Below are 11,392 nucleotides of genomic sequence, written 5' to 3'. Positions count from 1 at the left end.
CCATGGGTTGACCCGTCAGAACGTGGGTTGGCCAACCGCGTGCGACTGGCCAACCCACACGCGGATGGGTCAGCCCACCAGACGGGGCCGGGCGGAAGGCCGGACCGGGCGGGACGGGGCGGGGCGGGGCGGTCGCCTCCTAGCTCGCGTTCCCATGGGTTGACCCGTCAGAACGTGGGTTGGCCAACCGCGTGCGACTGGCCAACCCACACGCGGATGGGTCAGCCCACCAGACGGGGCCGGGCGGGACGGGGTGCGGCGAGGGCGGGCGGGGGCGGGTGGGGACGGGGGCGGGTGGGAAGTCGGTTGGTGGTCGGCGCTGGCGGTCGCTACTCTGGTCGGGTTCGCGCTGACGGAACCGAGTAGCGCCGTACACCACGTCCGAGAGAGTCGCCGGTAGCTGTGAAGGCGATGCGTGGAGCGGTGGCGAAGACACTCCCGAGCGGATGCACGGCAAGAGGCCGGACCCGGGCACGCGCCCGATCCGGCGAAGGTGTGGTGGCACCGCGAGATTCCCCTTCGCCCACACCTCCGGGGTACGAGAAACGACCTGGAGGTGAAAACAGCGATGCGCATTCTCAGCCATGAGATCCCCTCAGCAGTAGGCCAGTCCGTCACGGTGGCCGGCTGGGTACACCGAAGACGACGGCTCGCCGCCGTCAGTTTCCTGATCCTGCGCGACCGGTCCGGTCTTTCGCAGATCGTGGTGAAGGCGCCGGAGACGCAAGCACAGCTGGACGAACTCGGTGAGGAGACCGTCGTCCAGGTGACCGGTACGGTCGCCGCCAACCCGCAGGCACCCGGCGGTGCGGAGATCGTCGACCCGGTGATCGAGGCGCTGACCGAGCCGGCCGCGACGCCGCCGATCGAGCTCTGGCGACCCACGGTCGGCGCGGGGCTGCCCGTCGTACTCGACAACGCGCCGGTCGCGCTGCGGCACCCGGTGGTGCGGGCCGGCTGGGAGATCGCGGCCGCGGCGTTGCACGGGTTCCGCCAGACCATGGACGGTCTGGAGTTCACCGAGATCCAGACGCCGAAGATCGTCGGTACGGCGACCGAGTCCGGAGCCAACGTGTTCGCGCTGGACTACTTCGGTGGCCCGGCGTACCTGGCGCAGTCGCCGCAGTTCTACAAGCAGACGATGGTCGGGGTGTTCGAGCGGGTCTTCGAGGTCGGACCGGTGTTCCGGGCCGAGCCGCACGACACGGTCCGGCACTTGGCCGAGTACGTGTCGCTGGACGCGGAGTTCGGGTTCATCGAGGGCCATCGCGACGTGCTCGCCGTACTGCGCTCGGCCGTTGCCGGGATGCTGGCGGCGGTCGGCGAGCGGGCGGCGCCGGCGCTGGAACGGCTCGGAGTCGCCGTGCCGGAGATCCCGGTCGAGGTGCCGGTGCTGCACTTCAGCGAGGCGCTGAAGATCGCCGGCGCTGACCCGGACGAGCCGGACCTGGCACCGAAGGACGAGCGGGCGATCGGCGAGTGGGCGTTGCGCGAGCACGGCAGCGAGTTCGTCGCGGTCGAGGGCTACCCGATGGTGAAGCGGCCGTTCTACACCCATCCGCAGCCGTCGGACCCGCGCTGGTCCAACTCGTTCGACCTGCTCTTCAGGGGTGTCGAGCTGGTCACCGGTGGCCAGCGTCTGCATCGCTACACCGACTACGCCGCGGCCCTCGAGGCGCGTGGTGAGTCGCCGGACGACCCGGCGTACAGCTCGTACCTGCAGGCGTTCAAGCACGGGATGCCACCGCACGGCGGCTTCGCGATCGGTCTCGAGCGCTTCGTCGCCCGGCTGACCGGAGCGGAGAACGTCCGCGAGGTCACGCTGTTCCCGCGCGACCTGCACCGGCTGACGCCGTAGTGGACACCACCGCGTCAGTTGTCGGCGAGCTGAACGTTGCCCTAGGCACCAGTTACCAGCTCGTCCGGCAACTGGCCGGTGGTCTCCAGTCCAGCGCGTACGAGCTCACCGACGGCGACGCCACGGTCGTGCTGAAGTGGACGGCCGACCCGGACTGGACGCCGCGGGTCCGGCGGGCCGCCGAACTGGTAGGCCGGGCACGCACGGCCGGCTACCCGACCCCGGCCTGGCTGGCTGTGGGCGAGACCGCGGCTGGATCGCCGTACCAGCTGCAGGAGTTCGTCACCGGCGAGCCAGTCCGCGACGCATCGGTGCTGGACGAGCGGCTCGCCCGGCAACTGATAGCGATCTGCGAACTGCAGCGCGATCTCGTCCCCGAGGACGGTGTGAGCTGGTCGGGGTGGTCGAGCGGCGTCGTCTTCGAGGACTGGGACGGTGTGTGGGGCCGGGTGCATGCGTACGGCGGTGAGGACGCCGAACTGCTCGACCGCTACGCCGAGTTGTGCCGGCCGCACCGTGGCGAGGTCCTGCCCGACAAGGACCTCGTGCACGGGGATCTCAACGTCGGCAACTTGATTGTCGACAATGGGCGGATCGCGGGGATCGTCGACATCGAGGCGGCGGGCGGTGGGTCGCGGGCGTATGACCTGGTCTCGCTGGCGACGTCGGCGGCACGCGATGGTGCGCCGGACGGCGTCGACGAACTGTTCCTGGAAGCGGCGCTGCGGGCCGGTGGGCGGGCGGCGGTCGCGGTGTGCGCGGCGGCGGCGTACGCGACGATCGCCGAGTTCGTCCACGAACGCACGAAGTTCTCGCAGGATCTGGTCCGGGAGGGCGCCCAGCGGGTGTTCGAACTGCTGGATGCATGATGTGCGCATGCTGAGCGAGGTGGAGCGACGGGTGCTGGCCGCGGTCGACGACGCGCGGGTGATCGAGGATCTGCGTGATCTGGTGCGCATCCCGAGTGTCGACGGCACTCCGGCCGAAGGCGACGTCCAGGCCTGGTGTGCGGACCGGTTGGCGGCGCTTGGTCTGATTGTCGACAAGTGGCCGATCGACCTGCCGACAATGACCGCCGATCCGGAGTTTCCCGGCATGGAGGTCGCACGGGACGAGGCATGGGGTTGTGTGGGGGTGCTCGGCGGAGACGGGATGCCGGGACTGATTCTCAACGGGCATGTGGATGTGGTGCCCCCGGGTGAGCTCGGGTTGTGGCCGGACGGCGACCCGTTCTCGGCCCGGGTCGAGGACGGGGTGATGTGGGGTCGCGGTACCTGTGACATGAAGGGCGGCGTGGCCGCGATCCTCGGCGCGGTCGCGGCCGTCGTTGCCTCGGGCATCGAGCTGCGCAAGCCGCTCGCGGTGCACACGGTGATCGGTGAGGAGGACGGCGGCGCGGGCGCGTTCGCGACCCTGAAGCGCGGCCACACCGGCGAGGCGTGCCTGATCGCCGAACCGACCGCGAGCTGTGTCATCCCGGCCAACGCCGGGTCGCTCACCTTCCGGCTGGAGGTCCCCGGGCTCGCGACGCACGGCTCGACCCGGACCCGCGGGGTGAGTGCGGTCGAGAAGTTCGTGGTGATCCAGTCGGCGCTGCAGGCGCTGGAGGCCGAGCGAAACCGCGATCCGCATCCGTTGCTGGCGCATCTCGAACTGGCGAACCCGCTGTCGGTCGGCCGGATCGAGGCGGGCGACTGGGCCAGCACCGTCCCGGATCTCCTCGTCGCCGAGGGCCGGTACGGCGTACGCCTCGGCGAATCGGTGGCCGCGGCGCGGGCTGCCTTCGAGGCCGCGATCGCCGAAGCGTGCGCGAAGGACGACTGGCTGCGTGAGCATCCTGTCGCGGTGAGCTGGCCGGGAGGTGAGTTCGCCTCGGGGTTGCTGACCGAGGGAGATCCGCTACTGGCGGACACGGTGCAGGCAGCCACTGATGCGGGTGGCGTGACTCCTGAGGTGAAGGGGGCGCCGTACGGCTCGGATCTCCGGCTGTATGCGGCGGCGGGGATCCCGGCACTCCAGTACGGTCCCGGCGACGTGCGGTACGCCCATGCCACCGACGAGCACGTGCGTCTGTCCGAGGTCCTCCACGCGGCCCGCGCCTACGCCCTGCTGGCCGTCCGCCGCTGCGGCTGAGTGGTACAAATCCACCATGGTGCCGTTGCGTGGGCGTTCGGCGGAGCTCGGACGGCTTCTGGACGCGCTCCGCGCAGCCGCTGACGGGCAGTCCTCGCTGGCCGTCGTCACCGGCGAGCCCGGGATCGGCAAGTCGGCGTTGCTGGCCGCCACAGTCGAGCAGGCCGAGCGGCATGGCTTCCTGGTCGCCGCCGCGTCCGCACAACAGACCGACAACATCAGCCCACTGTCCTCGCTCGCACCCGTACTCCGCGCCGGCAAGGAGCCGTTGGTCGACACAGCGCAGTTCATGGAACTCGCCACCCTCAACACCCAGCCGCTCTGGCTCGCCGAGCGCTTGGCCGACCTCATCGGCCACCGGTTGGACGGCACGCGGGCTGTCATCGTGCTCGACGATGCGCAGTGGTCCGACCCGCTGACCGCCTTCGTACTCCGCGTGGTCGCGGCCCGGCTGGCCGACTCCCAACTGCTCTGGCTCGTGGCCACTCGACCGGCCCCCGGCGGCGTGACCGACCAGCTGACCGACGCCGTCCGCGGCCAGGTCCCGATCCACGCCATCAACCTCGCACCGCTCGCCGCAGAGGCCATCCAGGACATCGCGGCCGATCTGCTGAACGGTCCGGTCGACCCGTCCCTCGCCATCCAACTGGCCGGTGTCCAGGGCATCCCGTTCCTCGCCGAACAACTGATCGCCGGGCTGTACCTCGGCACCGCCTCGGACACGACCGGTCCGCTCCCCACCGGTCTGGTCGAAGGCGTACGGCGCCGTACGAGCGGACTGTCGGAGCTCAGCCGGACACTGGTGCGGACGGCTGCAGTGTTCGGCAGCGAGTTCCGGCTGGAGGACGTCGCCGTACTCATGGCCGAGCCGGTGGCCAGACTGGCCGATCCGCTCGAGGAGGCGATCCAGTCCGGGCTGCTCACGGATGCCGACTCGGTACTGCGCTTCCGCCACGAGCTACTGCGGTCGGCTGCGCTCGCCGACGTACCTCCGTCGGCTCAGAGAGCTCTGCACGGGGCCATAGCCAGTCAGCTCATGTCGGCCGGTCGAGGAGCGGCCGCTGCGGCTCCGCATGTCCTCGCAGTCGCGCAGCCCGGTGATGCCTCGGCGATTGCGACTCTGCGCGAGGCGGCCCGCGGCCTGCTGGCGACCATGTCGACCACGGCCGCCGAGGTCATCCAGGAGGCGTTCGACCTGACCCTGGTCGACGACCCGCTGCGCGCCGAGGTCGGTGAGGAGGTCGTCAGCGTTCTCCTCGCGGCCCGGCAGTACGACCGTGCCAAAGCCTTCGCCGACGACCTGCTCAGTGGCAGCGTGCTCTACCGGGGTCCGATCACCCCGACACTCCAGGCCACAATCCGCCTGCATCTGGCGCCGTACCAATGGCCGACCAACCGCCTGGACGTCCGCGACCTCACCGTTCCGGGCGCGGAGCCTCCGCTCGCCGAGCGCCTCGCGGCCTTCCGCGTGCTGGCCGGTGCAGAAGCTCCGGGCAGGCCCGACGACCCGGTGGCTCGGGGCGTGTTGCTAGTGGCCGCGGCGGAGGAGGAACGGGCGGCGGGGCGGTACGCGACTGCTCTTGAGTACTACGTGGAGGCTCGGCGGGTGCCCGCCGGGCTGGGGAGCTTGCCCGATGCGTTGGTCGAGGTCGGCGAGCTGTACTGCCGGGCTGAGGTTGACGAGTTGCCGCGTGGGTTGGAGCGGGTGCGGGAGCTGCTGAGCGGCGGCGACTCGTGGGTGGCGCCGCAGTTGGCTGTGCTGCGGGCGCGGCTCGAGTACGCGTCGGGCAACCTGGCCGAGGCGGAGCAGGCTGCCACCACCGGACTGCGGTGGATGAGCCAGCTGCACGACAACACGCTGGCTCCAGTGGCGCATCAGGTGCTCGCGCTGATCGCTCTGCAGCGCGGCAAGCTCACTCAGGCACGGGAGCTCGCGGGACACGATCCGACGGTCAACGCCTTGCTCGCGGTCGCGGATGGCGATACCAGGGCATCCGCCCGGTTGCGCGACGTACCGCTGGACTTCCCCGAGCGGACCGACGTACTCGTCCAGGCGGGCGCCGAGGACCTGCTGGCAGAACAGGCGGCTGCTACACCCACGACAGCGCACCGCGGGGCGCTGGAGCTGGTGGCTGCGGGCAACGATCTCGAGCGGCTGGCAGCGGCGACCGAGACGCTGCGTACGGCGCACCGGCCGTTGCTGCTGGCCAAGGCCGAGGAGCTGTACGGCGGCGCCGTACTGGAGTCCGGCGACCGCTCGACTGGCATCGCCACTCTTGAACATGCCCTCGACACCCTGTCCGCACTCGGTGCCACCGCTCCGGCCGGCCGGATCCAGGCGGTGCTCCAGGCAGCCGGAGTACGACGCCGCCGGTGGTCCGCCGTACCCCCGCGGGCACAGGAAGGCTGGGACGCGCTCACTCCGATGGAACGCCGGGTCGCGCTCCTGGTCGCCGAGGGCCATACCAACCGGTCCGCCGCCGAGGAGCTGGTCGTCTCGGCAAGTACCGTCGGCACCCATCTGCGGTCCGCGTTCGGCAAGCTCGGGGTCAACTCGCGGGTCCAGCTGACCCGTCTGGTGCTGGAGCGATTCACTCCTCCCCCGAACGCATGAGTTTTGGGTGCACCGCCGTCGTCCACGGCTGGGTTCACCCCTGGCAAGTTCCGTTGTTCGGTCGATCCGGCCGAGCGGGCCTGCGCGGTTTCCTTCTACTACCAAGCCAACCCTGAAGGAGATCGAGAGCAATGACCGACAAGACCCCCACCGTCGTCCTGGTGCACGGCGCGTTCGCGGAGAACTCGAGCTGGGCCGGTGTGATCGCCGAACTGAAGAGCCGCGGCATCGATGCCGTGGCAGTCAGCAACGAACTGCGCGGTCCCGCGCTCGATGGCAGCCGGGTCGCCGCCCAGGTCCGCGAGATCGACGGCCCCGTCGTCCTGGTCGGGCACTCGTACGGCGGCGCGGTGATCACCGCCGCCGCGAACGAGGCCGACAACGTGACCGGTCTGGTGTACGTCGCCGCGTTCCTCCCGGACGAGGGCGAGAGCCTGCAGGACCTGCTCGGCAGCTTCCCCGCCAACGACTTCCCGGCCGGCCTGGTGCCGCACACCCTGCCGACCGCCGACGGCGGCGAGGAGACCTACCTGAGCATCGCGCTGGACAAGTTCCCGGCACTGTTCGCCGCCGACGTCGAGGACGCGGACGTCCTGGCCCGGACCCAGAAGGCGATCGCCGCCTCGGCGTTCGACGAGAAGGCCGGCCCGGCGAGCTGGAAGCGGCTGCCGTCGCACGTCCTGGTCGCGACCGGCGACGCAGCGATCCCGCCGGAGGGTGAGCGCATCATGGCCGCCCGCGCCAAGGCCACCACCATCGAGGTCGACGGCTCGCACGCCGTGGCCGTCTCCCAGCCGAAGGCTGTCGCCGACTTCATCGCGACCGCGGTCGAGGCAGGTGCGGCCCGATGAAACTCCGTCGCTTGGGTGCACTGCTCGCCACCGCCGCGGTACTGCTGACCGGTGCGACCACCGCCACCGCTCAGACCGAGCACAAGCCGAAGCCGACGATCGTTCTCCTGCACGGCGCGTTCGCCGACGGGGCGAGCTGGTCGGAGGTCACCGGCAAGCTACAGCGCGACGGGTACACAGTGGTCGTCCCCGCCGTGCCGCTCCGCGGGATCGCCGCCGATACGGCGTACCTCAGCGGTGTCCTCGCCGCGGTCCCGGGTCCGAAGGTGCTCGTCGGTCACTCGTACGGCGGTGCGCTGGTCAGCGAACTCGCCGGGACCAGCGGGGTCAAGTCGCTCGTGTACGTGGCCGCGTTCATCCCGCGGGCCGGTGAGACGATCGGCGGGCTGAACGCGAAGTACCCGGGCAGCGAGCTCGGACCGGACACCACGAACGCGATCAGCTACTCCGGTGGCGTCGACCTCGTGGTGAAGCCGGAGGCGTTCCACCGGGTGTTCTCGGCCGACCTGCCCGCTCGGCAGGCCGCCGTACTCGGGGCCTCCCAGCGGCCGATCAACGCCGCCGCCTTCGACGAGCCGGTCGCGACGACGGCTCCGGCCGGTCTGCCGAAGTACGCCGTGATCCCGACCGGAGATCACGCCATCCCACCGGCGGCCGAACGGTTCATGGCCGAGCGCGCCCACGCCAAGACGGTCGAGATCCCGGCCGCGTCCCACCTGGTCGCCCTGTCCCACTCGTCAGCCGTCACTCAGGTGATCGAACAAGCCGCCCAGTGACGTCCCGCGGCCCGCACACCACTGTGGCGTGCGGGCCGCGTCGGGTCCGTCGTCGAGCGCGATCAGAGACTGCGGGCGACGATGTCGCCGACGGTGGTGGTCGCGCGGATGGCCAGCGGGGCGGCGTCGCCTTCGGCGTTCTTCAGCGCGTTGTTGATCCTGCCGGTGGTGGTGCCGGCGTCCAGGGAGGCGGAGACTCCGGCAGCGGCGCCGACCTCCACCTCGCCGACGTCGGTGCGCAGTACGACCGCACCGCTCACGGCCTCGGCGATCCGGATGTCACCCTTGCTGGTGCGAATCTCCGCAGGCCCGTTGAGGCGGCCGACGGAGACGTCACCGGCGACAGTGGTGAGGCGGGCGCTCGCGACATCCTCGAGGTCGATCGCGCCGTGCGCACTCTTGACTGCGACGTCGCCGAGCCGTCCGACGGATCGGAGTTCGGCACTGGCCGCGTTCACCTCGACCTGGGAACCCGCAGGCAGGTGGACGGCCACCGCGACGGAGCCGGACGGCCCGAAGTACTGGTTCTTGGCCGAGACCTCGATCCGCAGAACGCCGTCGCCGTATTCGACCTTGGCCTCCTCCGCCGCCTTGACGTCGCGGCCCTTCGACGGGTTCGCAGGCAGGATCTCGACGGCGGTGTCGGCGCGGTCGGCGGCGATGAACTGGATGCGTCCCGCGGGGATGTGCAGGACTGCGGAGATCGGCTCGGGGGTGTTGAAAGTCGGCATGGTCGTACCTTCCTGATTCGCTGGTGACGAGCTGTTGATGAGACCAGCTTCGAAGACCGCGCTGACACTGGACGGCCACCGTGCTGACATGACCGACGAGCCGCTGTCAGCAGCCGAGCCGGTCGACGATCACAGCAGGCGATCGAGGGCCGCTACACCGGCCGGGCCCCAGTGTGGTTTGCCGCCTGGGATGCCCTTGTCGCCGTTGATTCCCATGGCGATCAGGAACATCGCCCGGACCAGGGCCCAGCCGCGAGCCCGCCGTACCGTTGCCTGGTCCGGCTGGTAGCGCTCGAAGAACCGGTCCGCGGCCCCGGCCGGGAGCAGGATCCAGGCGGCCGCCAGATCGTTCGCCGGATCGCCGGCGCAGACCTCACCGAAGTCCACGACGCCGGTAAGGGTGCCGTCGGCAACGACCACGTTGGCCGGGTGCAGGTCGCCGTGCAGCCACACCGGCGGTCCGTCCCACTCCGGCGCCGCGATCGCGTCCTCCCAGACCGCACGGAGCTCGTCGCCGCGCCCGGCGTACGCCCGGAGCTCGTCGGAGTCCATCAGGCCCGCCGGCAGGCCGGTTCGGTCAGTGGCCGGCGCCTCGGCCGGCGCATCGGTGTGCAGCGCCTGCAGGAAGTCGACCAGTACGTCGGCCGCCTTCGGCTCCGTGATCGGTGCATGGTCCGCGGGTTCTCCGTGGACCCAGGTGGTGATCAGCCACGGGCGGGAGAAGCGGTCGGACGGCTCGCCGAGGCGGACCGGGACGGGGACGGGAAGCGGAAGACGGGGGGCGAGGCCGGGCATCCAGCGGTGCTCCTTCAGCAGCAGCTCCGGCGCACCCTCGGTCCGTGGCATCCGGACCGCCAGGTCGTCGCCCAGTCGCCACATCTGGTTGCCCCAGCCGCCGACCACCTCCCGGAGCTCCAGTTCGGCCAGATCCGGATGCTGATCCTGCAGCAGGGCACGCACCAGTTGTTCGTCCATGCAGCGTCGGACGCGTCACACTCGGCTCCGGTTGGGAATAGACCGCCGATCACGGTGAGTTGGCCGGAGTATGCGTATCGATGTGTGGTCCGACGTCATCTGCCCGTGGTGCTACATCGGGAAGCGGCGGTTGGAGCAGGCCCTCGAGGAGAGCGGCGAGAAGGCCGAGATCGTCTGGCACAGCTTCCAGCTGGACCCGTCCGCGACGAGCGACGATCCACGCGACCTGCCGACCCGGCTGGGTGAGAAGTACGGCCGCGACCGCGCGTGGGGTGTGCAGGCCAACGCCCACGTGACCGAGATCGCCGCGGAGGTCGGCCTCGAGTACCACCTCGACCGGGCGAAGTCCGCGAACACCGTCGACGCGCACCGCGTACTGCACCTGGCCCGCGACCTGATCGCGGCCGGTGAGGTGCCCGCCGACACGCAGGACCGCCTCAAGGAGCGGCTGCTCAAGGCGTACTTCACCGACGGGCTCCCGGTCGGCGACCACGCGACGCTCACGCAGCTCGCCGAGGAGGTCGGCCTCCCGTCCGACCGGGTCCGCGAGGTGCTCGCGAATACGACGTACGCCCAGGACGTCGCCGACGACCAGGCCCAGGCGCTGGCGTACGGCGCGAACGGGGTGCCGTTCTTCGTGATCGACGAGAAGTACGGCGTCAGCGGCGCGCAGCCGGTCGAGGTGTTCCAGGAGGCGCTGCGCCGGGCGAACGCGGACCGCAAGCCGGTGACGCTGATCACCGCCCCGGGCGCCGGCACCGACGACGCCGCCTGTGGTCCGGATGGTTGCCCGATCTGAGGCTGAACCGCGCAGCCTTGGGTACCGGACGGCGTACAGGACGTGGTGTATGAAGGAGGCATGACTGTCGTGCGTGCACTGGCAAGGCCACTGCTCTCGATGATCTTCGTCGCGCAGGGTGTGAACTCGATCCGGAACCCGGAGCCGCTGGTGCCCAAGGCCCAGCCGGTGACGGACCGCCTGGTGCCGATGGTGAAGAACGTCGCACCGGCGCAGATCGCCGACCGCATCCCCGAGACCACGGTGAACCTGGTTCGGCTGAACGGCGCCGTCCAGGTGCTCGGCGGTCTCGCGCTGGCCAGCGGCAAGGGCCGTCGGACCGGGGCCGCGGTGCTGGCCGCCACGCTGATCCCCGTGACAGTCGCCGGGCACCCGTTCTGGCAGGTGAAGGACAAGGAGGCCCGGACCGTGCACCGGATCCAGTTCATGAAGAACCTGGGTCTGTTCGGCGGTCTGCTGCTCGCCGCGGTCGACACCGAGGGCAAGCCGGGCGTCGCCTGGCGGGCCACCCACGGCGCGCGGGCAGCCAAGCGGGAGACCAGACGCGGCGCGAAGGCCGCGAAGCGTGAGGCGAAGCAGCTGGCCCGGGAGGCCAAGCACGCCGCCAAACTGGCGAAGGCGGAACTGAACCTCGGCTGACCTCACGGCCTCCTAT

Annotated in this window: 10 protein-coding genes; 8 read left to right on the top strand and 2 right to left on the bottom strand. The window is 70.6% G+C overall.

The genetic code is table 11. The features are described from left to right. The first annotated feature begins 568 nt into the window (after positions 1 to 568). The 6 genes from aspS to ACGFH6_RS41760 all read left to right on the top strand — a co-directional run bounded on the left by aspS (position 569) and on the right by ACGFH6_RS41760 (position 8,232). Complete coding sequence (gene aspS / locus ACGFH6_RS41785) at positions 569 to 1,858, top strand: aspartate--tRNA(Asn) ligase (RefSeq protein WP_393396361.1); 1,290 nt, start codon at positions 569 to 571, stop codon at positions 1,856 to 1,858. Further along, a complete protein-coding gene (locus tag ACGFH6_RS41780) occupies positions 1,858 to 2,727 on the top strand; it encodes a phosphotransferase family protein (protein WP_393396359.1) in 870 nt (289 codons plus the stop codon). Before aspS ends, ACGFH6_RS41780 begins: the two co-directional genes overlap by 1 nt. Positions 2,728 to 2,734: 7 nt before the next feature. Then, positions 2,735 to 3,991, top strand: a complete 1,257-nt coding sequence (locus ACGFH6_RS41775; RefSeq protein WP_393396357.1) for an ArgE/DapE family deacylase — start codon at positions 2,735 to 2,737, stop codon at positions 3,989 to 3,991. 16 nt (positions 3,992 to 4,007) lie between these two features. Beyond that, entirely contained in the window at positions 4,008 to 6,605 is a 2,598-nt protein-coding gene (locus ACGFH6_RS41770) for an ATP-binding protein (protein ID WP_393396355.1), read from the top strand. 131 nt (positions 6,606 to 6,736) lie between these two features. Next, positions 6,737 to 7,456, top strand: a complete 720-nt coding sequence (locus tag ACGFH6_RS41765) for an alpha/beta fold hydrolase (RefSeq protein WP_393396353.1) — start codon at positions 6,737 to 6,739, stop codon at positions 7,454 to 7,456. After that, positions 7,453 to 8,232, top strand: coding sequence for an alpha/beta fold hydrolase (locus ACGFH6_RS41760; RefSeq protein ID WP_393396351.1), 780 nt, complete (start codon positions 7,453 to 7,455; stop codon positions 8,230 to 8,232). The genes ACGFH6_RS41765 and ACGFH6_RS41760 overlap by 4 nt, the downstream gene beginning before the upstream one ends. Before the next feature lie 62 nt (positions 8,233 to 8,294). Here the strand turns inward: ACGFH6_RS41760 and ACGFH6_RS41755 are convergent, their stop codons facing one another. Then, positions 8,295 to 8,963, bottom strand: coding sequence for a DUF4097 family beta strand repeat-containing protein (locus ACGFH6_RS41755; RefSeq protein ID WP_393396349.1), 669 nt, complete (start codon positions 8,961 to 8,963; stop codon positions 8,295 to 8,297). Between the two features lie 129 nt (positions 8,964 to 9,092). After that, positions 9,093 to 9,938, bottom strand: coding sequence for an aminoglycoside phosphotransferase family protein (locus ACGFH6_RS41750; RefSeq protein ID WP_393396347.1), 846 nt, complete (start codon positions 9,936 to 9,938; stop codon positions 9,093 to 9,095). A 70-nt stretch (positions 9,939 to 10,008) separates the two neighbouring features. Between ACGFH6_RS41750 and ACGFH6_RS41745 the strand changes: the two genes are divergently transcribed. Both ACGFH6_RS41745 and ACGFH6_RS41740 read left to right on the top strand, forming a co-directional pair. Beyond that, positions 10,009 to 10,737: a DsbA family protein gene (locus ACGFH6_RS41745; RefSeq protein WP_393396345.1), complete on the top strand. Its 729-nt coding sequence runs from the start codon at positions 10,009 to 10,011 to the stop codon at positions 10,735 to 10,737. Between the two features lie 60 nt (positions 10,738 to 10,797). Next, positions 10,798 to 11,376, top strand: a complete 579-nt coding sequence (locus tag ACGFH6_RS41740) for a DoxX family protein (protein WP_393396343.1) — start codon at positions 10,798 to 10,800, stop codon at positions 11,374 to 11,376. The last annotated feature ends 16 nt before the right edge of the window (positions 11,377 to 11,392 follow it).

The sequence above is a fragment of the Kribbella sp. NPDC049227 genome (genome assembly GCF_043197265.1).
GTDB lineage: Bacteria > Actinomycetota > Actinomycetes > Propionibacteriales > Kribbellaceae > Kribbella.
Note: the sequence above shows the minus strand (reverse complement) of the source record. Positions and strands in the feature narration are given on the sequence as shown.

What these genes read in the sequence shown, in the direction of transcription:
- aspS (WP_393396361.1), top strand. Translation starts at nt 569, where the DNA reads ATGCGCATTCTCAGCCATGAGATCCCCTCAGCAGTAGGCCAGTCCGTC.
- ACGFH6_RS41775 (WP_393396357.1), top strand. Translation starts at nt 2,735, where the DNA reads ATGCTGAGCGAGGTGGAGCGACGGGTGCTGGCCGCGGTCGACGACGCG.
- ACGFH6_RS41770 (WP_393396355.1), top strand. Translation starts at nt 4,008, where the DNA reads ATGGTGCCGTTGCGTGGGCGTTCGGCGGAGCTCGGACGGCTTCTGGAC.
- ACGFH6_RS41765 (WP_393396353.1), top strand. Translation starts at nt 6,737, where the DNA reads ATGACCGACAAGACCCCCACCGTCGTCCTGGTGCACGGCGCGTTCGCG.
- ACGFH6_RS41760 (WP_393396351.1), top strand. Translation starts at nt 7,453, where the DNA reads ATGAAACTCCGTCGCTTGGGTGCACTGCTCGCCACCGCCGCGGTACTG.
- ACGFH6_RS41755 (WP_393396349.1), bottom strand. Translation starts at nt 8,963, where the DNA reads ATGCCGACTTTCAACACCCCCGAGCCGATCTCCGCAGTCCTGCACATC.
- ACGFH6_RS41750 (WP_393396347.1), bottom strand. Translation starts at nt 9,938, where the DNA reads ATGGACGAACAACTGGTGCGTGCCCTGCTGCAGGATCAGCATCCGGAT.
- ACGFH6_RS41745 (WP_393396345.1), top strand. Translation starts at nt 10,009, where the DNA reads ATGCGTATCGATGTGTGGTCCGACGTCATCTGCCCGTGGTGCTACATC.
- ACGFH6_RS41740 (WP_393396343.1), top strand. Translation starts at nt 10,798, where the DNA reads ATGACTGTCGTGCGTGCACTGGCAAGGCCACTGCTCTCGATGATCTTC.